The sequence below is a fragment of the Hydrogenophaga sp. genome (assembly GCF_018780075.1).
GTDB lineage: Bacteria > Pseudomonadota > Gammaproteobacteria > Burkholderiales > Burkholderiaceae_C > Hydrogenophaga.
Window position 1 is genome coordinate 1 of the sequence record NZ_JADMKB010000124.1, and the last position, 21,395, is coordinate 21,395.

The window sequence follows — 21,395 nt, forward strand, 5'->3', positions numbered from 1 at the left end:
GCTGCGTCAACGACGTGGCCGACCGCGAGTTCGACAAACACGTCAAGCGCACGGCGCAGCGCCCGGTGACCAGCGGGCGCGTGGGTGTGAAGGAGGCCCTGGTCGTGGGCGCCGTGCTGGCGTTCGCGGCCTTCCTGCTGGTGCTCACCACCAACGTCGCCACCATCGCCTGGTCGTTCCTGGGTCTGGTGCTGGCGCTGATCTACCCGTATGCGAAGCGCCATGTGTCCATGCCGCAGGCGGTGCTGGGTGTGGCCTTCAGCTTCGGCATTCCGATGGCGTTTGCGGCGGTGAACGGCGGCCCGGCGCTGGAGCTGTTCGGTGGCACTGCGCCGTGGACGTCACCCGGTTTCTGGAGCGGCGTCTGGCACAGCGTGCCGCCGCTGGCCTGGGTGCTGATGGCGGGCAACCTGTTCTGGGTGCTGGCCTACGACACCGAGTACGCGATGGTGGACCGCGACGACGACCTGCGCATCGGCATGAAGACCTCGGCCATCACGCTCGGCGACGCCGACGTGCCGGCCGTCACCGCCTTCTACCTGGTGTTCCTGGGCACCTGGACCGCAGCACTGTGGGGCATGCTCCACCCGGTGGTCTGGGGCACCATGCTGCTGGTGGCGCTGGCCCAGGTGGTCTGGCACTTCCGCCTCATCAAGGACCGCACGCGCGACGGCTGCTTCAAGGCCTTCCGCCTCAACCACTGGCTGGGGTTCACGGTGTTTGTGGGCGTGGTGCTTGCCGTTTGATCACTTGCCGAACTCGGCTCCCAGTTCTGCGGCGCGGGTCTGAGCGGCGACCAGGGCCTTTTCAAAGAGTGCCTTCATGTTCGACGCTTCCATCGACGTGATGGCCGCATAGGTCGTGCCCCCCTTGGACGTGACCCGTTCGCGCAGGGTCTGCAGCGGATCGCTGGAGCGTTGCGCCAGCGTGGCCGCGCCGAGGAAGGTGCCGATGGCCAGCTGCTGCGCCACCTCGGGCGCCAGGCCCATCTTCGCGCCCGCGTCGCGCATGGCCTCCAGGAAATAGAACACGTAGGCCGGGCCGGAGCCCGAGATCGCGGTCACCGCGTCCAGGTCCGCTTCCACGTTCACCCACACCAGCTCGCCGGTGGTGCGGACCACACGCTCGACCAGCGCGCGGTCGTCCGCCGACACGGCGGGACGCGCCATCAGGCCGGTCATGCCCAGGCCCACGAGCGCGGGCGTGTTGGGCATGGCGCGCACGATGCGCTGGGTCTGCAGCCAGCCAGCCATGCTCTCGCTGGTGATGCCGGCGGCCACGCTCAGGTGCAGGGCCTGGCCCAGGAAGGGGCCGGCGGCCAGCGCGGCCTCCTTGAAGGTCTGCGGCTTCACGGCCCAGACCACGAGGTCGGAGGACTGCAGGTCGGCGCTGGCGGCCGGCAGCACGGTCATGCCCGGGAACTGCTGCGCCAGCCGCGCGCGCTGCTCGTCCCAGGGCTCGACCACCTGCAAGGCGCTGGCCGGGTGGCCCTGACGGACCAGGCCGCCGATGATGGCGCTGGCCATGTTGCCGCCGCCGATGAAGGTGATGATGGGGTGGGTGGAGGTGTTCATGCCGAGATTGTCGCCCGAGGCCAACCAAGGACCGTGCGTCCGGCGCGATGTGCCCCCTCCGAGGATGCGGTGGAATCGGCTTCGCCGGGCCACTCGCATCGCCCCCTTGAGGGGGTCGCGCGCAGCGCGGCGGGGGTGGTTCTAAGCCCGCGGCGCGGGGGGGGGGGGGGGGGGGGCGGCTACGCCGCCGTGGTTTGGCGCACCGCGTGCTCCCACTTCGCCATTTTTTCTGCGGCGTGTTCTCGCGAGAGCGTCGGGTGGAACACCCGCTCGGCGCGCCACTGTTTCGAGAGCTCGTCCAGCCCGGCGTACACGCCGGTGTGCAGGCCCGCGAGGTAGGCCGCGCCCAGCGCGGTGGTCTCGATCACGGCGGGCCGTACCACCGGGATGCCCAGCAGGTCGGCCTGGATCTGCATCAGCAGGTCGTTGACACAGGCGCCGCCGTCCACGCGCAGCTCGTTGACCGGCACGCCGCCGCTGGCCACGGCGTCGCGGCTCATTGCGTCGAGCAGGGCGGCGCTCTGGAAGGCGATGCTTTCCAGCGCGGCGCGCGCGATGTGGGCAATCGTGCTGCCGCGCGTGAGGCCGGTGATGCTGCCGCGGCTGTCGGGTTGCCAGTAGGGCGCGCCCAGACCGGTGAAGGCCGGCACCAGCACCACGCCGCCCGCGTCGGGCACGCTCTCGGCGAGCGCCTGCACCTCGCTGCTGGACTGGATGGCGCGCAGGCCGTCGCGCAGCCACTGCACCACCGCGCCGCCGATGAAGACGCTGCCCTCGAAGGCGTAAAGGGGTTTACCCCCAACCCTGGCTTCGCCAGACCCCCCAAGGGGGTGCAGTCGTTCTTGGGGCGGCCCGGCGAACGACTGGTTGCCTGACGGCTGCGCGGCGAGGGTGGTGATCAGGCCGTTCTGGCTGGTCTGGAATCGCTCGCCGTTGTGCATCAGCATGAAGCAGCCGGTGCCGTAGGTGTTCTTCGCCATGCCGGCCTGGAAGCAGGCCTGGCCGAACAGCGCGCTCTGCTGGTCGCCGGCCACGCCGCCGATCACCAGCGGCGCGCCCAGCCACTCGGGGCGTACCTCGCCGAAATGGGCGCTGGAGGGCAGGGCGGTGGGCATCATCGCGGCCGGGATGGTCATGGCCGCGAGCAGCTCGTCGTCCCAGCGTTGCGTGTGCACGTTGAACAGCATGGTGCGCGCGGCGTTGCTGTGGTCGGTCACGTGGGCCGCGCCGCCGGTGAGCTGCCAGATCAGCCAGCTGTCCACCGTGCCAAAGGCCAGCTCACCGGCTTCGGCCTGGGCCCGCGCGCCGGGCACGTGGTCGAGGATCCACTGCAGCTTGGTGCCCGAGAAATAGGCGTCGATGCGCAGGCCGGTTTTCTGCAGCACGGTGTCGGTCAGGCCGCGCTCGCGCAGCGCCACGCAGGTGGCTTCGGCGCGGCGGTCCTGCCAGACGATGGCGTTGTAAACGGGCTCGCCGGTTGTGCGGTTCCACACCACGGTGGTTTCGCGCTGGTTGGTGATGCCCACGGCGCGGATGTCGCTGGCCTTCAGGCCTGCTTTCGCCAGGGCTTCGCGCGCGGTCTCCAGCTGCGTGGTCCAGAGGTCGCGTGGGTCGTGTTCGACCCAGCCGGGCTGCGGATAGATCTGGCGGAACTCGCGCTGCGCCATCGCGACCACGCGGCCGGCCTGGTCAAACACGATGCTGCGCGAACTGGAGGTGCCCTGGTCCAGGGCCAGCAGGTAAGTCATGGTGCTATCCGTTTTTTCGTGGGGAACGTGTCGATGTCAAGGCGCCGAGGAGTGAAGTGCCTGAGCCCAAGGGCACCGCCGGGCCGGCTTCGCCGGACGGCCAGTGCCGCCCCCCTTGAGGGGGGTGACGCGAAGCGGCGCGGGGGGGCTTCCATCAATCTGCCACCACGCACTCCACGTCGCCCTGGGCCAGCAGGGTGTCGAACGGCGCCGGTGGCGGCGCGTCGGTGAACAGCACGTCCACCTCGTTCAGCCGCGCCAGCTCCACCATGGCCGGCCGGTTGAACTTGCTGCGGTCGGCCGCGAGCCAGACCTCGCGCGACTGTTCGAGGATGGTGCGCGCCACCTTGACCTCGCGGTAGTCGAAGTCGCGCAGCGTGCCGTCGGCCTCGATGCCGCTGATGCCGATCAGGCCGATGTCGACCTTGAACTGGCGCATGAAGTCCACCGTGGCCTCGCCCACGATGCCCTGGTCGGCGCCGCGCACCAGGCCGCCGGCCACGATCACCTCGCAATCCGGGTTGGTGCTCAGCAGCGCGGCCACGTGCAGGTTGTTGGTGATCACGCGCAGCCCCCGGTGGTGCAGCAGCTCGTGGGCGACGGCCTCGATGGTCGTGCCGATGTTGAGGATCAGCGAGCAGCCGTTGGGCACGCGCTGCGCGATGGCCCGCGCGATGCGCGCCTTGGCCTCGGACTCCATCGCCTGGCGCTGCCGGTAGGCGATGTTTTCGGTGGTCGAACCCGGCAGGCGCACGCCGCCGTGAAAGCGCGAGAGCAGCCCCGCCTCGGCCAGGCGCTGCACGTCGCGGCGCACCGTCTGCAGGGTCACGCCGAAGCGCTCGGCCAGGGACTCAATGGTTTGTGGGCCGTGGGCGCGCACCACGTCCAGCAGCAGGGTGTGTCGGGGGGCCAGGTTCATGAGGGACAGCGGTCGGAAACACGATCACCCGAACATAACGGAAAAGGAAAATCGCCGTTTAAGGGTAAATACCGAACCAACAAGAACATAAACGAACAATAGAATCGCCGAAACGAAAACAAAACAACGGCCCTGGGCCCTTTTCTGGACGATCCATGCAGTTATCCCTGGAGCAAGTGGGCAAGACGGTCGGGCCCTCGGCCCACCTCTATCCCATGAGCCTGATCCCCGCGCCAGACGCCGTCACGGTGTTGCTGGGTGCGACGCAGGCGGGCAAGACCAGCCTGATGCGCATCATGGCCGGCCTCGACGTGCCGACCACGGGCCGCGTGCTGGTGGACGGGCGCGACGTGACCGGCATGCCGGTGCGCGAGCGCAACGTGGCCATGGTGTATCAGCAGTTCATCAACTACCCCTCGATGACGGTGTTCGACAACATCGCCTCGCCGCTCAAGCTCGGTGGCCAGTCCCGGGCCGACATCCAGCGCCGGGTGCGCGAGCTGGCCGTGCGGCTGCACATCGACATCTTTCTTGATCGCCTGCCCGCCGAGCTCTCGGGCGGGCAGCAGCAGCGTGTGGCGCTGGCGCGCGCGCTGGCCAAGAACGCGCCGCTGATGCTGCTCGACGAACCCCTGGTGAACCTCGACTACAAGCTGCGCGAAGAGCTGCGCGAGGAGCTGACCCAGCTGTTCGCCGCCGGCGACTCCACCGTCATCTATGCCACCACCGAGCCGGGCGAAGCCCTGCTGCTGGGTGGCTACACGGCGGTGATGGACGCGGGCGAGCTGCTGCAGTACGGCCCCACGGCCGAGGTCTTCCACCGCCCCAACTCGCTGCGCGTGGCGCGGGCCTTCAGCGACCCGCCGATGAACCTGCTGGCGGCCGAGGTCGCCGAGGGTGGCGCGCGTCTCAGCGGCGGCCTGATGCTGGCGGTGACCCTGCCGCACCAGGCCAGCCGCGCGCTGACCCTGGGCGTGCGCGCCAGCGCCGTGCGCGTGGCGGCCCGCCCCGGCGACGTGGCTCTGCCCGGCACCGTGGAGCTGGCCGAAATCTCCGGCTCCGACACCTTTGTCCACGTGCACACGGCGGTCGGCGAGATCGTGGCCCAGCTCACCGGCGTGCACGACTTCGCGCTGGGCAGCGCGATCACGCTGTACGTGAACCCCGCGCAGGTCTATGCCTTCAATGACGCGGGCGATCTGCTGTTCGCCCCTGAGCGCCGGGAGGTGTCCCAATGAGTCGCATCGATCTCGACCTCGCCCACTCGTACAAGCCGAACCCGAAGGCCGACGGCGACTACGCGTTGCTGCCGCTGAAGATGAGCTTCGAAGACGGTGGCGCCTACGCGCTGCTGGGTCCCTCGGGCTGCGGCAAGACCACCATGCTCAACATCATGTCGGGCCTGCTCGTGCCCTCGCACGGCACGGTGAAGTTCGACGGCCAGGACATGACCCGTGCCACGCCGCAGCAGCGCAACATCGCCCAGGTGTTCCAGTTCCCGGTCATCTACGACACCATGACCGTGGCCGAGAACCTGGCCTTTCCGCTCAAGAACCGCAAAGTGCCGGCCGAGCAGATCAAGACCCGCGTGGGCCAGATCGCCGAGATGCTGGAGATGAGCCACCAGCTCGACATGCGCGCGGCCGGCCTGAGCGCCGACCAGAAACAGAAGATCTCGCTCGGCCGAGGCCTGGTGCGGCCCGACGTGTCGGCGGTGCTGTTCGACGAGCCGCTGACCGTGATCGACCCGCACCTGAAGTGGCAGCTGCGGCGCAAGCTCAAGCAGATCCACCACGAGCTGAAGCTCACATTGATCTACGTGACGCACGACCAGGTCGAGGCCCTGACTTTCGCCGACCAGGTGGTGGTGATGACGCGCGGCAAGGTGGTGCAGCTGGGCACGCCCGACGCGCTGTTCGAGCGCCCGGCCCACACCTTCGTCGGTCACTTCATCGGCTCCCCGGGCATGAACTTCCTGCCAGTGAGCGTGCGCGGTGGTCAGGTGAATGTCGCCGACCGCTCCCTGAGCGAGAGCGGCCGCCTGCTGCCCGAAGGCGACCTGCGCCTGGGCATCCGCCCCGAGTACCTGGTGATCGGCCCCCAGGGCACAACCGGCACGCTGCCCGCCACCGTGCGCCAGGTGCAGGACATCGGCACCTACTTCCTGGTGACGCTGGAGGCGGCGGGTCAGGCGGTGAAGGCCCGGCTGGCGCCCGATGCGGCCCTGCCGGCCGTCGGTGCCGCCGTGGGTCTGCAGGTGGTGGGTGAACACACCTGCTTCTACAAGAACGAGGAGCTCATCGCATGAGCGTGACAACCAAACCCGTCAACCAGAAGGCCTGGTTCCTGATCCTGCCGGTCCTGGTCTGCGTGGCTTTTTCGGCCATCCTGCCGCTGATGACCGTGGTGAACTACTCGGTGCAGGACATCATCTCGCCCGAGCGCCGCGTGTTCGTCGGCACCGAGTGGTTTGCCGCCGTGATGCGCGACGAAGACCTGCACGCCGCGCTGTGGAACCAGCTGAAGTTCTCTGGCGCCGTGCTGCTGGTGGAGATCCCGCTGGGCATCGCGCTGGCGCTGTCCATGCCGGCCGACGGCTGGAAGGCCTCGGCCACGCTGGTGATCGTGGCGCTGTCGCTGCTGATCCCGTGGAACGTGGTGGGCACCATCTGGCAGATCTTCGGCCGCGCCGACATCGGCCTCATGGGCCACACGCTGCAGAACCTCGGCATCGAGTACAGCTACACCGGCGACGCCACCCACGCCTGGCTGACCGTGCTGCTGATGGACGTGTGGCACTGGACGCCGCTGGTGGCGCTGCTGGCCTACGCCGGCCTGCGCAGCATCCCGGACGCCTACTACCAGGCCGCGCGCATCGACGGCGCCAGCAAGTTCGCGGTGTTCCGCTACATCCAGCTGCCCAAGATGCGCGGCGTGCTGATGATCGCGGTGCTGCTGCGCTTCATGGACAGCTTCATGATCTACACCGAGCCCTTCGTGCTCACCGGCGGCGGCCCCGGCAACGCCACCACCTTCCTCAGTCAGTACCTGACGCAGAAGGCGGTTGGCCAGTTCGACCTCGGCCCCGCCGCGGCCTTCTCGCTGATCTATTTCCTCATCATCCTGCTGTTCTGCTTCGTGCTCTACAACTGGATGCAACGCCTCGGCGAAGCAGAGAAAGAGGTGCAATCGTGAACGATCGCAGATTCAAAAAGAGGACGCTGTTCCTCATCGCGTACCTGGTCTTTGCCTTGCTGCCCATCTACTGGATGGTCAACATGAGCTTCAAGACCAACGAAGAAATCGTTTCCAGCTTCAGCCTGTGGCCCCAGGCCTTCACCTGGGACAACTACAAGCTGATCTTCACCGACGAGAGCTGGTACTCGGGCTACATCAACAGCCTGATCTACGTGGCCATCAACACGGTGATTTCCCTCACCGTGGCGCTGCCAGCCGCCTACGCGTTCTCGCGCTACAGCTTCCTGGGCGACAAGCACGTGTTCTTCTGGCTGCTGACCAACCGCATGACGCCGCCGGCCGTGTTCCTGCTGCCGTTTTTCCAGCTCTACACGACGGTGGGGCTGATGGACACGCACATCGCGGTGGCGCTGGCGCACCTGCTGTTCAACGTGCCGCTGGCGGTGTGGATTCTCGAAGGCTTCATGTCGGGCATCCCGCGCGAGATCGACGAGACCGCCTACATCGACGGCTACAGCTTCCCGCGCTTTTTCATCACCATCTTCCTGCCGCTGATCAAGGCCGGGGTGGGCGTGGCGGCCTTCTTCTGCTTCATGTTCAGCTGGGTCGAGCTGCTGATGGCGCGCACGCTCACCAGCGTCAACGCCAAGCCCATCGTAGCCACCATGACCCGCACGGTCAGTGCCAGCGGCATGGACTGGGCCACGCTGGCCGCGGCTGGCGTGTTGACCATCGTGCCCGGCGCGATCGTGATCTGGTTCGTCCGTCACTACATCGCCAAGGGCTTCGCCATGGGGAGGGTATGACCCCCCCGCCGCGCTTCGCGCGACCCCCCAAGGGGCGCCGCTGGCGGCCCGGCAAAGCCGGTTCCGCGGCGGCCTCGGTGGGGCGGGCTTGTACCCGAACCGTTCTGGAGATTTCGAATGTTTGATTGGATGGCTTGGACCTTGCCGGTCGCGGTTTTCTTCACCTGCATCGTGTTCATGCTCGCGGGCATGACGTTCTGGGAGCTCAAGTCGCCCACCACGATGCGCAAGGGTTTTCTGCCGATCGCCACCACGCGCGGCGACCGGCTCTTCATCGGCCTGCTGAGTGCGGCCTACATCAACCTGGCTTTCGTTGGCCTGTCGGGCCACTTTGCGGAGTGGTTCTCGCTGTCCGAGGAGCCGAGCATCTGGATCAGCTTCGTGTTGTCCATGGTCGCGCTGGCCCTGGTGATGCGCAAGGGCTGAATGTTTTCGAGGGAATACGGCCCGGCGCTGCCCCGGGGCCGTGGTCACCCACCGCCATGCGGGGCAGCTACACATTCACCCACCCGAAAGAAGGAGACATTCATGAAGTTCCGTTACTCCACCCTCGCGCTGGCAGCCGCCTGCGCCGTGGGTTCCCAGGCAGCGTGGGCCGATGAGGCCGCCGCCAAGAAGTGGATCGACGCCGAGTTCCAGCCCTCGACGCTGAGCAAGGACCAGCAGACCGCCGAGATGAAGTGGTTCATTGACGCCGCCAAGAAGTTGCAGGCCAAGGGCGTGAAGGAAATCTCGGTGGTGTCCGAAACCATCACCACCCACGAGTACGAGTCCAAGACGCTCGCCAAGGCGTTCAGCGAGATCACCGGCATCAAGGTGAAACACGACCTGATCCAGGAAGGCGACGTGGTCGAGAAGCTGCAGACCTCGATGCAGTCGGGCAAGTCGATCTACGACGGCTGGATCAGCGACTCCGACCTGATCGGCACGCACTACCGCTACGGCAAGATCATGAACCTGACCGACTACATGGCCGGCGCAGGCAAGGAGTGGACCAACCCCGGGCTGGACATCAAGGACTTCATCGGCACCAGCTTCACCACCGGCCCCGACAAGAAGCTCTACCAGCTGCCCGACCAGCAGTTCGCCAACCTGTACTGGTTCCGCGCCGACCTGTTCGACCGCAAGGACATCAAGGACAAGTTCAAGGCCAAGTACGGCTACGACCTGGGCGTGCCGCTCAACTGGTCGGCCTACGAAGACATCGCCGAGTTCTTCACCAACGACGTGAAGCAGGTCGACGGCAAGGCGATCTACGGGCACATGGACTACGGCAAGAAGGACCCGTCGCTGGGCTGGCGTTTCACCGACGCCTGGCTGTCGATGGCCGGCACCGCCGACATTGGCGCTCCGAACGGCCTGCCGATCGACGAATGGGGCATCCGCGTCGCCGACGACAAGTGCACGCCCGTGGGCGCCTCGGTCGAGCGTGGCGGCGCCACCAACTCGCCGGCCGCCGTCTACGCGCTGACCAAGTACGTGGACTGGATGAAGAAGTACGCGCCCAAGGAAGCCTCGGGCATGACCTTCGGCGAAGCCGGCCCCGTGCCCGCCCAGGGCCAGATCGCGCAGCAGATCTTCTGGTACACCGCCTTCACCGCCGACATGACCAAGCCCGGCCTGCCGGTGGTGAATGCCGACGGCACGCCGAAGTGGCGCATGGCCCCCGGCCCCAACGGCCCCTACTGGAAACAGGGCATGCAGAACGGCTACCAGGACGTGGGCTCGTGGACCTTCTTCAAGGACCACGACGCCAACAAGACCGCCGCCGCCTGGCTCTACGCCCAGTTTGTGACCGCCAAGACGACCAGCCTGAAGAAGACCATGGTCGGCCTGACCCCGATCCGCGAGTCCGACATCCAGAGCAAGGCCATGACCGACATGGCACCCAAGCTGGGTGGCCTGGTCGAGTTCTACCGCAGCCCGGCGCGCGTGGCCTGGAGCCCGACCGGCACCAACGTGCCCGACTACCCCAAGCTGGCGCAGCTCTGGTGGAAGAACGTGGCCCAGGCCGTGACGGGTGAAAAGACCCCGCAGGGCGCGATGGACAACCTGGCCAAGGAGATGGACGACGTGATGGCCCGCCTGGAGCGCGCCGGCATGGCCAAGTGCGCGCCCAAGCTCAACAAGAAGGAAGACGCCGCCAAGTGGCTGAGCGCCAAGCAGGCGCCGTGGGCCAAGCTGGCCAACGAGAAGCCCAAGGGCGAAACCATCGCCTACCAGTCCCTGCTGGACGCCTGGAAGGCTGGTAAGGCACGTTGATGTGCCTTGGTTGAGCTGAGTTGTTGCAACCCACCGCATGCGCCCCGCGGCGCATGCGGTCACCCCCTGATTCATGACACGCGCAGAACTGCTCCAATCGCTGGCCCCGCAAGCTGTTTTCGACCTGGTGGTGGTCGGCGGCGGCGCCACCGGGCTGGGCGTTGCTCTTGATGCAGCGCTGCGTGGTTTCTCAGTCGCCTTGCTGGAGTCGCAGGACTTCGCCGGCGGCACCTCTTCCCGCTCCACCAAGCTGCTGCATGGCGGGGTGCGCTACCTGGCCCAGGGCAACGTGGCCCTGGTGCGCGAGGCCCTGGCCGAGCGCGCTACGGTATTGCGCATCGCGCCCCACCTGGCCCAGCCACTTCCCTTTGTCATGCCGTCCTACGGCTGGTGGCAGACACCGTTCTATGGCGCCGGGCTCAAGCTGTATGACCTCATGGCCGGTCGCGCCGGCCTGGGGCGCACCGCCTTCCTGTCGCGGGCCGAGACCCTGGCCGCGCTGCCCGGCGTCAACCCGCAAGGGCTGCGTGGTGGTGTGCGCTACTGGGACGGTCAGTTTGACGACGCCCGTCTGGCGCTGGCGCTGGCGCTCACCGCAGAGGCCGCTGGTGCCCGGGTGGTCAACTACGCGCAGGTCACGGGCATCCGGCGCCTGCCCGAGGTCTCGCCCGCCCTCACCGAGCTCGAGGTGAGTGACGTGCTCACCGGCGATCTTCACCGCGTCAGGGCCCGGTGTGTGGTGAATGCGACCGGGGTCTGGGTGGACGACCTGCGCGCCAAGGCCTGCCGGGTGGGCCAGGACCCGCTGCCCGAGCGCATGGTCAGCCCCAGCCAGGGGGTGCACGTGGTGGTGGACCGCGAATTCATGCCAGGTGACCACGCCTTGCTGGTGCCCAAGACGCGCGACGGCCGGGTGCTGTTCGCCGTGCCCTGGCTGGGCAAGCTGATCCTCGGCACCACGGACACGCCACGCCAGGACCTGCCGCGCGAGCCCCAGGCGTTTTCCGAGGAGCTCGATTTCATCCTGGGCGAGGCGGGCCTGGTGCTGAGCCGCCCGGTTCGCACCGAGGACATCCGCAGCATCTGGGTGGGCCTGCGCCCTCTGGTGGCGCCGCCATCCACCGCCGAAGGCGGCACCAAGGTGCTGTCGCGCGAGCACACCATCGTGGTCGACGGCAACGGGCTGGTCACGGTCACCGGTGGCAAATGGACCACCTACCGTGCCATGGCCGAGGACGTGCTCGAGCGTTGTTTCGCCGGTGGGCTGTTGCCCGCGCGCGCAGGCGGATTGAGCGAACACCACACCCTGGTCGGCGCACCCGACGCGTCAACCCCCACCACGCCTTTGCACCAGGCGCCTGGCCCCCACATCTATGGCAACCGAGCGCTTCAGGTGGCCCGGTGCCCGGGCGTTGCGCGCGACCTGGGCCTGGGTCTGACCGAGGCCATGGTTCGGCATGCGGTTCGATGTGAGCACGCACACACTGTGGAGGACGTCCTGGCCCGTCGATGGCGCGCCCTGTTCCTCGACGCAAGAAGGGCTGCGTTGATGGCCCCTGCGGTGGCGGCGATCTTGGAAGACGAGCGCTGCACCGCACCGGCCCTGGACCGTTTCGAGGCGCTGTGCGTTCACTATCTGCCAGCGGGCACACATTTTTGAGTGCAAAACACAATAGTCGGTTGACAAGCGAGTAACGCAGTGCAATAATCCGTGGCTTCGCTCCAAAAAGCGAAGGTATCCGCCCAGCGACGCTGGTTGTGATCTGGTGAGCAGCAAGCCTGCAGGCCATCGCGACCGGCAACGACGGGCCCAAGACTGATCACTTTCGGCCGTGGTGGCTGAAGGGATTCAAGTTGGGACTTAAATCAAATGATCCAAACGCAATCTCGACTCGATGTTGCCGACAACACGGGCGCCAAGTCCGTGATGTGCATCAAGGTGCTCGGCGGCTCCAAGCGGCGTTACGCCAGCGTGGGCGACGTCATCAAGGTCACCATCAAAGAAGCAGCGCCCCGTGGCCGCGTCAAAAAAGGCGAGGTTTACAACGCTGTGGTGGTTCGCACCGCCAAGGGCATCCGTCGTCAAGACGGCGCTCTCATCAAATTCGACGGCAACGCAGCAGTGTTGCTCAACGCCAAGCTGGAGCCCATCGGCACCCGCATCTTCGGACCGGTGACGCGCGAGCTGCGCACCGAAAAGTTCATGAAGATCGTGTCGCTGGCGCCCGAGGTTCTCTGAGGAATCATCATGAACAAGATTCGCAGTGGTGACGAAGTCATCGTGATCGCAGGTCGCGACAAGGGCAAGCGCGGCAAGGTCGTGCTCCGTGCCGACGACAGCAAGGTGCTCGTCGAAGGCGTGAACATCGTCAAGAAGCACGCCAAGCCGAACCCCATGAAGGGTGTGACCGGCGGCATTATCGAAAAAACCATGCCCATCCACCAGTCCAACATCGCCATCTTCAATGGCGCCACGGGCAAGGCAGATCGCGTGGGCATCAAGCTCCTGGCTGACGGCAAAAAAGTGCGCGTCTTCAAGTCCAGCGGCGAAGAAATCAAGGCGGCATGACCATGGCACGTTTGCAAGACATTTTCCGCGACACCATCGCGCCGAGCCTGGTGGAGAAGTTCGGCTACAAGTCGATCATGGAGGTGCCCCGCATCACCAAGATCACGCTGAACATGGGCGTGAGCGAAGCCGTTGCCGACAAGAAGGTCATGGACAACGCCGTGGGCGACCTGACCAAGATCGCCGGCCAGAAGCCTGTTGTGACCAAGGCTCGCAAGGCGATCGCCGGTTTCAAGATCCGCGAGCAGCAGGCCATCGGTTGCATGGTGACGCTTCGCGGCGCCAAGATGTACGAATTCCTGGACCGTTTCGTCACCGTGGCCCTGCCCCGTGTGCGCGACTTCCGTGGTATCTCCGGTCGTTCTTTTGACGGCCGTGGCAACTACAACGTCGGCGTCAAGGAACAGATCATTTTCCCTGAGATCGAGTACGACAAGGTTGACGCCTTGCGCGGTCTCAACATCAGCATCACGACGACCGCCAAGAACGATGAAGAGTGCAAGGCTCTTCTGGCTGGTTTCCGTTTCCCGTTCAAGAACTGAGGTGGCGCGTGGCTAAACAAGCACTACTCCAACGCGAAATCAAGCGCGAAAAACTCGCAGCCAAGTTCGCCAAGAAATACGCTGAGCTCAAGTCGGTTTCGACCAGCGCCAAGCATTCCGACGAAGAGCGTGATGCAGCCCGTCTGGCGCTGCAGAAACTGCCCCGCAACGCGAACCCGACCCGTCAGCGCAACCGCTGCGAGATCACCGGTCGTCCGCGTGGCACCTTCGCCCACTTCGGCCTGGCCCGTGCCAAGGTCCGTGAAATGGCTTTTGCCGGTGAAATTCCCGGCATCACCAAAGCCAGCTGGTAAGCACTAGGAGAACCACAAATGAGCATGAGTGATCCTATCGCTGACATGTTGACCCGCATCCGCAACGCGCAGATGGTTGAAAAAGCCAGCGTGACGATGCCGGCCTCCAAGGTCAAAGCCGCGATTGCCCAGGTCCTGAAGGACGAAGGCTACATCGACGGATTCCAGGTCAAGAGCAATGATGGCAAGAGCGAGCTTGAGATTGCTCTCAAGTACTACGCTGGTCGCCCTGTGATTGAGCGCATCGAGCGCGTCAGCCGTCCTGGCCTGCGCGTCTACCGTGGTCGCAACGCCATCCCCCAGGTTCAAAACGGCCTGGGTGTGGCGATCGTCACCACGCCCCAGGGCGTGATGACCGACCGCAAGGCACGCGCCACCGGTGTCGGTGGTGAAGTCCTGTGTTACGTCGCCTGATGCGGGCATTGAGGAGCTACTGAAATGTCACGTATTGGAAAGTTGCCCGTTTCTGTCCCAGCCGGGGTGGAAGTGGCCGTCAAAGACAACCTGATCAACGTCAAAGGCGCCCTCGGTGCCCTGGCGCTGGCGCAGAACGCGCTGGTCAAGGTGGAAAACAACGCGGGTTCGCTGTCGTTCACCCCGGTGAACGAGTCACGCGAAGCCAACGCCATGTCCGGCACCATGCGTCAGCTGGTGAACAACATGGTCAATGGTGTGAGCAAGGGCTTCGAAAAGAAGCTGACGCTGATCGGTGTGGGCTACAAAGCCCAGGCCCAAGGTGCCAAGCTCAACCTCACGGTCGGCTATTCGCACCCTGTGGTGATGGACATGCCAGCCGGCATCAAGGTGGAAACCCCGACGCCGACCGAAATCCTGATCAAGGGATCGGACCGCCAGCGCGTGGGTCAGATCGCTTCTGAGGTGCGCGCAGTGCGCCCCCCCGAGCCCTACAAGGGCAAGGGCATCCGTTATGCGGATGAGAAGATCACGATCAAGGAAACCAAGAAGAAATAAGGATCAGGATCATGTTGACCAAAAAAGAGCAACGTCTCCGTCGTGCCCGCCAGACGCGCATCCGCATTGCGCAGCAGGGCGCTGTCCGCCTGACCGTGAACCGTACCAACCTGCACATCTACGCCAGCGTCATTTCCGACGACGGCTCCAAGGTGCTGGCATCGGCTTCGACGGCCGAAGCAGAAGTGCGTGCCCAGATCGGCGGCGCTGGCAAGGGCGGCAACGCCGTTGCTGCCGCCCTGGTTGGCAAGCGCATCGCTGAAAAGGCCAAAGCCGCAGGCATCGAGAAAGTGGCGTTTGACCGCTCCGGTTTTGCTTACCACGGCCGGGTGAAAGCCCTGGCAGACGCGGCCCGTGAAGCCGGTCTGCAGTTCTGATCAAACGGAATACACAAAATGGCTAAATTTACGGCAAACATCAAGAACGAAGCGAACGAAGACGGTTTGCGCGAGAAGATGATCGCGATCAACCGTGTGACCAAGGTGGTCAAGGGCGGTCGCATCCTCGGTTTCGCAGCACTGACCGTCGTCGGCGACGGCGATGGCCGCGTGGGCATGGGCAAGGGCAAGGCGCGTGAAGTGCCGGTGGCCGTACAGAAGGCCATGGAAGCGGCCCGTCGCAACATGATCAAGGTGTCGCTGAAGAACGGTTCGTTGCACCACAGCGTGCACGGTGAACACGGCGCTTCCAACGTCATGATGCTGCCCGCCTCCAAAGGTACCGGCATCATTGCCGGCGGCCCGATGCGCGCTGTGTTTGAAGTGCTCGGCATCACCGACGTCGTGGCCAAGAGCCATGGCTCGAGCAATCCCTACAACCTGGTGCGTGCCACGCTGGACGCACTGAAGAATTCAACCACCCCGTCCGACGTGGCTGCCAAGCGTGGCAAGTCCGTCGAAGACATCCTGGGTTGATTGGAGCGATCATGACCACTCAAAATACCGTCAAGGTCCAACTGGTGCGCAGCCCCATTGGAACCAAGCAATCCCACCGCGACACCGTGCGCGGCCTGGGTCTGCGCAAGCTCAACAGCACCAGCGAGCTGCAGGACACGCCTGCCGTGCGCGGCATGATCAACAAGATCAGCTACCTGGTCAAGGTACTCTGAACCGGAGTCACAAGACATGGAACTCAATAGCATCAAGCCCCAAGAAGGCGCCAAACACGCCAAGCGTCGCGTGGGCCGTGGTATCGGCTCTGGCCTGGGCAAGACCGCCGGTCGCGGTCACAAGGGCCAAAAGTCGCGTTCGGGTGGCTATCACAAGGTGGGCTTCGAGGGCGGTCAAATGCCTCTGCAGCGTCGCCTGCCCAAGCGCGGCTTCAAATCTGCGCAGCTTCAGTTCAACGCCGAAGTGACCTTGGCTGACATCAACGCCCTGAATGTCCCGGAAGTGGACATCTTGGTGCTGAAACAGGCGGGCCTCGTTGCTCACCTGGCCAAGCGCGTCAAGGTCATCAAGACCGGCGAAATCACGCGCGCAGTCACGCTCAAGAACATTGGCGCCACCGCTGGTGCCAAGGCCTCGATCGAAGCCGCTGGCGGTACGCTGGCCTGATCGGACGCGAGCGGAAGAACGCTGTGGCAACTGCCTCCCCTACCCTGGCCAAGACAGGCAAGTTCGGTGACTTGCGTCGCCGGCTTGTGTTCCTGCTTCTGGCGCTGGTGGTGTACCGCATCGGTGCGCACATTCCCGTGCCCGGCATCGACCCCGCACAACTCGAACAACTGTTCAAGGGCCAGGCGGGCGGCATCCTGAGTTTGTTCAACATGTTCTCCGGTGGCGCGCTCTCACGGTTCACCGTGTTCGCGTTGGGGATCATGCCGTACATCTCTGCCTCGATCATCATGCAGCTCATGACCTACGTGGTGCCCACGTTTGAGCAAATGAAGAAGGAAGGCGAAGCAGGTCGGCGCAAGATCACGTCGTATACCCGCTATGGCACCTTGGCATTGGCCATCTTTCAGGCGACGGGCATTGCCCTTGCATTGGAAGGTCAAGCCGGTCTGGTGATCGACCCCGGGATGGGTTTCCGCCTGACCGCTGTGGTCAGCCTGGTGGCCGGAACGATGTTTCTGATGTGGCTGGGTGAGCAGATCACCGAGCGTGGCTTGGGCAACGGCATCTCGATCCTGATCTTTGCAGGCATTGCTGCAGGCCTTCCCAGTGCCATCGGTGGATTGCTGGAGTTGGTCCGCACCGGCGCCATGAACATTCTGGTGTCGATCTTCATCATCGCGTTGGTCGTCCTGGTGACTTACTTCGTGGTGTTTGTTGAGCGTGGCCAGCGCAAGATCTTGGTCAATTACGCACGTCGTCAGGTGGGCAACAAGGTGTATGGCGGCCAGTCCTCGCACCTGCCGCTCAAGCTGAATATGGCTGGGGTGATCCCTCCGATCTTTGCGTCCAGCATCATCCTGTTGCCGACCACGGTGGTCAGCTGGGTGAGCACCGGTGACTCGACCCGTTGGTTGCGTGACATCGCTTCGGCCTTGTCACCGGGGCAGCCGATCTACGTGGCGTTGTACGCAGCGGCCATTGTTTTCTTCTGCTTCTTCTACACGGCACTGGTGTTCAACAGCCGTGAAACCGCGGACAACCTGAAGAAGAGTGGCGCGTTCATTCCCGGGATTCGCCCGGGCGACCAGACGGCCCGCTACATCGACAAGATTTTGTTGAGACTGACGTTGGCTGGTGCGATTTACATCACCGCCGTCTGTTTGTTGCCCGAGTTCCTGATCCTGAAATACAACGTGCCTTTCTACTTTGGCGGCACATCGTTGTTGATCATCGTGGTGGTCACCATGGATTTCATGGCACAGGTTCAAAACTACATGATGTCGCAGCAATACGAGTCATTGTTGAAAAAGGCCAGTTTTAAGAATTGATCCGGCTTCTGGTCATATGTCTAAAGACGATGTGATTGAGATGCAAGGGGAGGTGCTTGAGAACCTGCCCAACGCGACCTTCAGGGTCAAGCTGGAGAACGGACATGTGGTTCTGGGCCACATATCCGGCAAGATGCGGATGCATTACATCCGGATCCTGCCGGGTGACAAGGTCAAAGTGGAGCTCACGCCCTACGACCTGACCAGGGCGCGGATTGTGTTCCGCGCGAAGTGACAGGTCAGAGGTTGAATGTTTTGAATATCTAGGAGAAGACTATGAGAGTTTCGGCGTCGGTCAAGAAAATGTGCCGCAACTGTAAGATCATCAAGCGCAAGGGCGTCGTGCGAGTCATTTGCACGGACCCGCGCCACAAACAGCGTCAAGGCTGATTCGGAAGTTCAGAGGACCCAACATGGCTCGTATTGCAGGCATCAACATTCCGCCGCACAAGCACGCCGAAATCGGCTTGACGGCAATTTTTGGCATCGGCCGTACACGCGCCCGCAAGATTTGCGAGGCTTGCGGTATCGACTACACCAAGAAGATCAAGGATCTGAACGACGCGGAACTCGAAAAAGTCCGTGACCAGGTCGGCGTGTACACGATCGAAGGTGATCTGCGCCGTGAAACCACGATGAACATCAAGCGTTTGATGGACATCGGTTGTTACCGTGGTTTCCGTCACCGCCGTGGTCTGCCGGTTCGCGGTCAGCGCACGAAGACCAACGCTCGCACGCGCAAGGGTCCCCGCAAGGCCGCCCAGTCGCTGAAGAAATAATCGGATTGAAGGACCCTTATGGCCAAGTCTCCCTCCAGCGCCGCATCCGCTCGCGTTCGCAAGAAGGTTCGCAAGAACGTTGCTGACGGCATCGCGCACGTGCACGCGTCGTTCAACAACACCATCATCACCATCACCGACCGCCAGGGCAATGCTTTGTCGTGGGCATCGTCGGGTGGTCAGGGCTTCAAGGGCTCGCGCAAGTCCACCCCGTTCGCTGCCCAGGTGGCATCGGAAGTGGCTGGCCGTGCCGCCATTGAACAAGGCATCAAGAACCTGGACGTCGAGATCAAGGGCCCCGGTCCAGGTCGCGAGTCCTCGGTGCGCGCTCTGGGCGCGCTGGGCATCCGCATCAATTCCATTGCTGACGTGACCCCGGTGCCCCACAACGGTTGCCGTCCTCAGAAGCGTCGCCGCATCTGATCCACCGTTTTTCGGTGCTGCCGCTCACGCGGTACAATCAAAAGCTTTTTTGAGCGCCACCGCAGTCGCCTGCGGTGGCATTTTTTGCTAAGCCCACCGCCATCCTTTGCGAAGGACGGCTCCCGCGACATCTTGGTTGCGGCAGTAAACCATAGGACATCAACGTGGCACGTTACCTCGGCCCCAAGGCCAAACTTTCCCGCCGTGAAGGCTCCGACCTGTTGCTCAAGAGCGCCCGCCGCTCGATCAGCGACAAGGCCAAGTTCGACTCCAAGCCCGGCCAGCACGGTCGCACCTCGGGTCAGCGCACGTCCGATTTCGGCCTGCAGCTGCGCGAGAAGCAAAAGGTCAAGCGCACCTACGGCGTGCTGGAGCGTCAATTCCGCCGTTACTTCGCGGAAGCCGATCGCCGCCGTGGCAACACCGGCGCCAACCTGCTGTTCCTGCTCGAAGCCCGCCTCGACAACGTGGTCTTCCGCATGGGCTTCGCCTCGACCCGCGCTGAAGCGCGTCAGATCGTGTCGCACAAGGCGATCACGGTCAACGGCAAGTCCGTGAACATTCCGTCCTACTCGGTCAAGGCCGGCGATGTGATCGCTGTGCGCGAAAAGTCCAAAAAGCAGGCTCGAGTGACCGAAGCCCTGGAGCTGGCCAAACAGATTGGCTTCCCCGCTTGGGTGGACGTGGCCTCCGACAAGGCCGAGGGCGTGTTCAAGAAATCGCCCGACCGCGACGAGTTTGGCTCCGACATCAACGAATCGCTGATCGTCGAACTGTATTCCCGTTAATTTCGTTCCCGGCCTCCGCCTGAGGGTGGTGGCCGGGCCATGCTCCGTCTGCCTTATCGGTGTAACGAGCCGAGGGTACTGAAGGAAGTCTGAATGTTGAACAATCTGCTCAAGCCCAAAACCATCAACGTCGAGCAACTGTCGACCAACCGCGCCAAGGTGACCCTGGAGCCCTTCGAGCGTGGCTATGGTCACACCCTGGGCAACGCCCTGCGTCGCGTGTTGCTCTCCTCCATGGCCGGCCATGCGCCGACCGAGGTCACCATCGCTGGTGTGGTGCACGAGTACTCTTCCATTGACGGCGTCCAGGAAGACGTGGTCAACATGCTCCTGAACCTCAAGGGTGTGGTCTTCAAACTGCACAACCGCGATGAGGTGACGCTGAGCCTGCGCAAGGACGGCGAAGGCTTGGTCACCGCTGCGGACATCCAGACCCCGCACGACGTGGAAATCGTCAATCCCGGTCACGTGATTGCCACGCTGTCGGCCGGTGCCAAGCTGGACATGCAGATCAAGGTGGAAAAAGGCCGTGGTTACGTGCCGGGCAGCCTGCGTCGCAACGACGACCAGTCTCGCTCGCTGGGTCGCATCGTGCTCGACGCCTCTTTCTCGCCGATCAAGCGCGTGAGCTACACCGTTGAGAGCGCTCGCGTCGAGCAGCGTACCGATCTGGACAAGCTCGTGCTGGAGATCGAGACCAACGGTTCCATCGGCCCCGAAGAAGCCGTGCGTGCATCGGCCAAGATTCTGGTGGAGCAACTCGCGGTGTTCGCGCAGCTCGAAGGTGTGGAACTCTCCGCTTTCGACGCGCCTGCCCAGCGCAGCTCGCAGCAGTTTGATCCGATCCTGCTGCGTCCGGTGGACGAGCTGGAACTCACGGTTCGTTCGGCCAACTGCCTCAAGGCCGAGAACATCTATTACATCGGTGACCTGATCCAGCGCACCGAGAACGAGCTGCTCAAGACCCCCAACCTGGGTCGCAAGTCGCTCAACGAAATCAAGGAAGTGCTCGCATCGCGCGGTCTCACCTTGGGTATGAAGCTCGAAAACTGGCCGCCGGCCGGTCTCGACAAACACTGATCCCGTCGATCAAAGTCGGACGAACTCCCAGTACCTGATCCGGCTGGGGGCAAAACACTGAAAGGAACATGAAATGCGTCACGGACACGGACTTCGCAAACTCAACCGCACCAGCGAGCACCGCCTCGCCATGCTGCGCAACATGATGAACTCGCTGCTCACGCACGAAGTCATCAAGACCACGGTGCCCAAGGCCAAAGAGCTGCGCCGTGTGGTCGAACCCATGATCACCCTGGCCAAGGTGGCCACCGTGGCCAACCGCCGCCTGGCATTTGACCGCCTGCGTGACCGCGATGTGGTTGTGAAGCTGTTCAACGAACTGGGCCCCCGCTTTGCCGCGCGTCCCGGTGGTTACACCCGCATCCTGAAGATGGGTTACCGCGTGGGCGACAACGCTCCGATGGCGCTCGTCGAACTGGTGGACCGCGCAGAAGAGGCTGCTCCGGCGGCAGATGACGCGAAAGCGTGATAGAATACAAGGCTTGACGCGGAGTGGAGCAGCCTGGTAGCTCGTTGGGCTCATAACCCAAAGGT

General features: G+C 64.1%; 29 protein-coding genes. 26 read left to right on the top strand and 3 right to left on the bottom strand.

What is annotated here, in order from left to right; genetic code table 11:
* Positions 1 to 746 (top strand): 4-hydroxybenzoate octaprenyltransferase (locus IV088_RS20270; protein ID WP_291105722.1); only part of this gene is annotated, 746 nt, incomplete at its 5' end.
* Here the strand turns inward: IV088_RS20270 and proC are convergent.
* From proC to IV088_RS20285, 3 genes are all read right to left on the bottom strand, one after another.
* The gene (gene proC / locus IV088_RS20275) at positions 747 to 1,574 is read right to left on the bottom strand and encodes a pyrroline-5-carboxylate reductase (protein ID WP_291105723.1); all 828 of its coding nucleotides are present in this window, start codon (positions 1,572 to 1,574) and stop codon (positions 747 to 749) included.
* A 179-nt stretch (positions 1,575 to 1,753) separates the two neighbouring features.
* The gene (gene glpK / locus IV088_RS20280) at positions 1,754 to 3,322 is read right to left on the bottom strand and encodes a glycerol kinase GlpK (protein WP_291105724.1); all 1,569 of its coding nucleotides are present in this window, start codon (positions 3,320 to 3,322) and stop codon (positions 1,754 to 1,756) included.
* Between the two features lie 154 nt (positions 3,323 to 3,476).
* Positions 3,477 to 4,241, bottom strand: a complete 765-nt coding sequence (locus tag IV088_RS20285; RefSeq protein ID WP_291105725.1) for a DeoR/GlpR family DNA-binding transcription regulator — start codon at positions 4,239 to 4,241, stop codon at positions 3,477 to 3,479.
* A 155-nt stretch (positions 4,242 to 4,396) separates the two neighbouring features.
* Here IV088_RS20285 and IV088_RS20290 point away from each other — a divergent pair, with 155 nt between their 5' ends.
* The 25 genes from IV088_RS20290 (at position 4,397) to rplQ (ending at position 21,330) form a co-directional block, all read left to right on the top strand.
* Positions 4,397 to 5,479, top strand: a complete 1,083-nt coding sequence (locus IV088_RS20290; protein WP_291105727.1) for an ABC transporter ATP-binding protein — start codon at positions 4,397 to 4,399, stop codon at positions 5,477 to 5,479.
* A complete protein-coding gene (locus IV088_RS20295; protein WP_291105728.1) occupies positions 5,476 to 6,549 on the top strand; it encodes an ABC transporter ATP-binding protein in 1,074 nt (357 codons plus the stop codon). The genes IV088_RS20290 and IV088_RS20295 overlap by 4 nt, the downstream gene beginning before the upstream one ends.
* A complete protein-coding gene (locus IV088_RS20300; protein WP_291105729.1) occupies positions 6,546 to 7,436 on the top strand; it encodes a sugar ABC transporter permease in 891 nt (296 codons plus the stop codon). Before IV088_RS20295 ends, IV088_RS20300 begins: the two co-directional genes overlap by 4 nt.
* A complete protein-coding gene (locus tag IV088_RS20305) occupies positions 7,433 to 8,245 on the top strand; it encodes a carbohydrate ABC transporter permease (protein ID WP_291105730.1) in 813 nt (270 codons plus the stop codon). The genes IV088_RS20300 and IV088_RS20305 overlap by 4 nt, the downstream gene beginning before the upstream one ends.
* Positions 8,246 to 8,362: 117 nt before the next feature.
* Entirely contained in the window at positions 8,363 to 8,671 is a 309-nt protein-coding gene (locus IV088_RS20310; protein WP_291105732.1) for a DUF2160 domain-containing protein, read from the top strand.
* A 102-nt stretch (positions 8,672 to 8,773) separates the two neighbouring features.
* Positions 8,774 to 10,507: an ABC transporter substrate-binding protein gene (locus IV088_RS20315; RefSeq protein WP_291105733.1), complete on the top strand. Its 1,734-nt coding sequence runs from the start codon at positions 8,774 to 8,776 to the stop codon at positions 10,505 to 10,507.
* Positions 10,508 to 10,580: 73 nt separating this feature from the next.
* Positions 10,581 to 12,167 (top strand): glycerol-3-phosphate dehydrogenase/oxidase, encoded by a 1,587-nt coding sequence (locus IV088_RS20320; RefSeq protein WP_291105735.1) that lies wholly within the window; start codon positions 10,581 to 10,583, stop codon positions 12,165 to 12,167.
* A gap of 210 nt (positions 12,168 to 12,377) precedes the next feature.
* Positions 12,378 to 12,746, top strand: a complete 369-nt coding sequence (rplN, locus tag IV088_RS20325) for a 50S ribosomal protein L14 (RefSeq protein ID WP_056268999.1) — start codon at positions 12,378 to 12,380, stop codon at positions 12,744 to 12,746.
* A gap of 9 nt (positions 12,747 to 12,755) precedes the next feature.
* Entirely contained in the window at positions 12,756 to 13,076 is a 321-nt protein-coding gene (gene rplX / locus IV088_RS20330) for a 50S ribosomal protein L24 (RefSeq protein ID WP_056268996.1), read from the top strand.
* 2 nt (positions 13,077 to 13,078) lie between these two features.
* Positions 13,079 to 13,618 (top strand): 50S ribosomal protein L5, encoded by a 540-nt coding sequence (gene rplE, locus IV088_RS20335; RefSeq protein WP_159603317.1) that lies wholly within the window; start codon positions 13,079 to 13,081, stop codon positions 13,616 to 13,618.
* A gap of 8 nt (positions 13,619 to 13,626) precedes the next feature.
* A complete protein-coding gene (rpsN, locus tag IV088_RS20340) occupies positions 13,627 to 13,932 on the top strand; it encodes a 30S ribosomal protein S14 (protein WP_077329677.1) in 306 nt (101 codons plus the stop codon).
* An 18-nt stretch (positions 13,933 to 13,950) separates the two neighbouring features.
* Positions 13,951 to 14,346 carry a 30S ribosomal protein S8 gene (rpsH, locus tag IV088_RS20345; RefSeq protein ID WP_177137285.1) on the top strand — a complete coding sequence of 132 codons (396 nt, stop codon included), beginning with the start codon at positions 13,951 to 13,953 and terminating at the stop codon, positions 14,344 to 14,346.
* Between the two features lie 24 nt (positions 14,347 to 14,370).
* Entirely contained in the window at positions 14,371 to 14,904 is a 534-nt protein-coding gene (gene rplF / locus IV088_RS20350) for a 50S ribosomal protein L6 (protein ID WP_236962616.1), read from the top strand.
* A gap of 11 nt (positions 14,905 to 14,915) precedes the next feature.
* Positions 14,916 to 15,281 carry a 50S ribosomal protein L18 gene (rplR, locus tag IV088_RS20355; protein WP_077329683.1) on the top strand — a complete coding sequence of 122 codons (366 nt, stop codon included), beginning with the start codon at positions 14,916 to 14,918 and terminating at the stop codon, positions 15,279 to 15,281.
* 18 nt (positions 15,282 to 15,299) lie between these two features.
* On the top strand, positions 15,300 to 15,818 hold the full coding sequence (gene rpsE, locus IV088_RS20360; protein WP_056268984.1) for a 30S ribosomal protein S5: 519 nt from the start codon (positions 15,300 to 15,302) through the stop codon (positions 15,816 to 15,818).
* Positions 15,819 to 15,829: 11 nt separating this feature from the next.
* The gene (gene rpmD / locus IV088_RS20365; RefSeq protein WP_056268982.1) at positions 15,830 to 16,012 is read left to right on the top strand and encodes a 50S ribosomal protein L30; all 183 of its coding nucleotides are present in this window, start codon (positions 15,830 to 15,832) and stop codon (positions 16,010 to 16,012) included.
* A 16-nt stretch (positions 16,013 to 16,028) separates the two neighbouring features.
* On the top strand, positions 16,029 to 16,460 hold the full coding sequence (rplO, locus tag IV088_RS20370) for a 50S ribosomal protein L15 (RefSeq protein WP_291105737.1): 432 nt from the start codon (positions 16,029 to 16,031) through the stop codon (positions 16,458 to 16,460).
* Between the two features lie 23 nt (positions 16,461 to 16,483).
* Positions 16,484 to 17,791, top strand: coding sequence for a preprotein translocase subunit SecY (gene secY / locus IV088_RS20375; protein ID WP_236962613.1), 1,308 nt, complete (start codon positions 16,484 to 16,486; stop codon positions 17,789 to 17,791).
* Positions 17,792 to 17,807: 16 nt separating this feature from the next.
* Positions 17,808 to 18,026, top strand: a complete 219-nt coding sequence (gene infA, locus IV088_RS20380) for a translation initiation factor IF-1 (RefSeq protein ID WP_291105740.1) — start codon at positions 17,808 to 17,810, stop codon at positions 18,024 to 18,026.
* Between the two features lie 41 nt (positions 18,027 to 18,067).
* On the top strand, positions 18,068 to 18,181 hold the full coding sequence (gene rpmJ / locus IV088_RS20385; RefSeq protein WP_066157211.1) for a 50S ribosomal protein L36: 114 nt from the start codon (positions 18,068 to 18,070) through the stop codon (positions 18,179 to 18,181).
* 23 nt (positions 18,182 to 18,204) lie between these two features.
* Positions 18,205 to 18,570 carry a 30S ribosomal protein S13 gene (rpsM, locus tag IV088_RS20390; RefSeq protein ID WP_077329693.1) on the top strand — a complete coding sequence of 122 codons (366 nt, stop codon included), beginning with the start codon at positions 18,205 to 18,207 and terminating at the stop codon, positions 18,568 to 18,570.
* Positions 18,571 to 18,588: 18 nt separating this feature from the next.
* Positions 18,589 to 18,993, top strand: coding sequence for a 30S ribosomal protein S11 (gene rpsK / locus IV088_RS20395; RefSeq protein WP_077329695.1), 405 nt, complete (start codon positions 18,589 to 18,591; stop codon positions 18,991 to 18,993).
* A gap of 164 nt (positions 18,994 to 19,157) precedes the next feature.
* A complete protein-coding gene (gene rpsD, locus IV088_RS20400; protein WP_291105743.1) occupies positions 19,158 to 19,781 on the top strand; it encodes a 30S ribosomal protein S4 in 624 nt (207 codons plus the stop codon).
* A gap of 93 nt (positions 19,782 to 19,874) precedes the next feature.
* The gene (gene rpoA, locus IV088_RS20405; RefSeq protein WP_077329699.1) at positions 19,875 to 20,861 is read left to right on the top strand and encodes a DNA-directed RNA polymerase subunit alpha; all 987 of its coding nucleotides are present in this window, start codon (positions 19,875 to 19,877) and stop codon (positions 20,859 to 20,861) included.
* A gap of 73 nt (positions 20,862 to 20,934) precedes the next feature.
* Entirely contained in the window at positions 20,935 to 21,330 is a 396-nt protein-coding gene (rplQ, locus tag IV088_RS20410) for a 50S ribosomal protein L17 (RefSeq protein WP_236962610.1), read from the top strand.
* Positions 21,331 to 21,395: the final 65 nt, after the last annotated feature.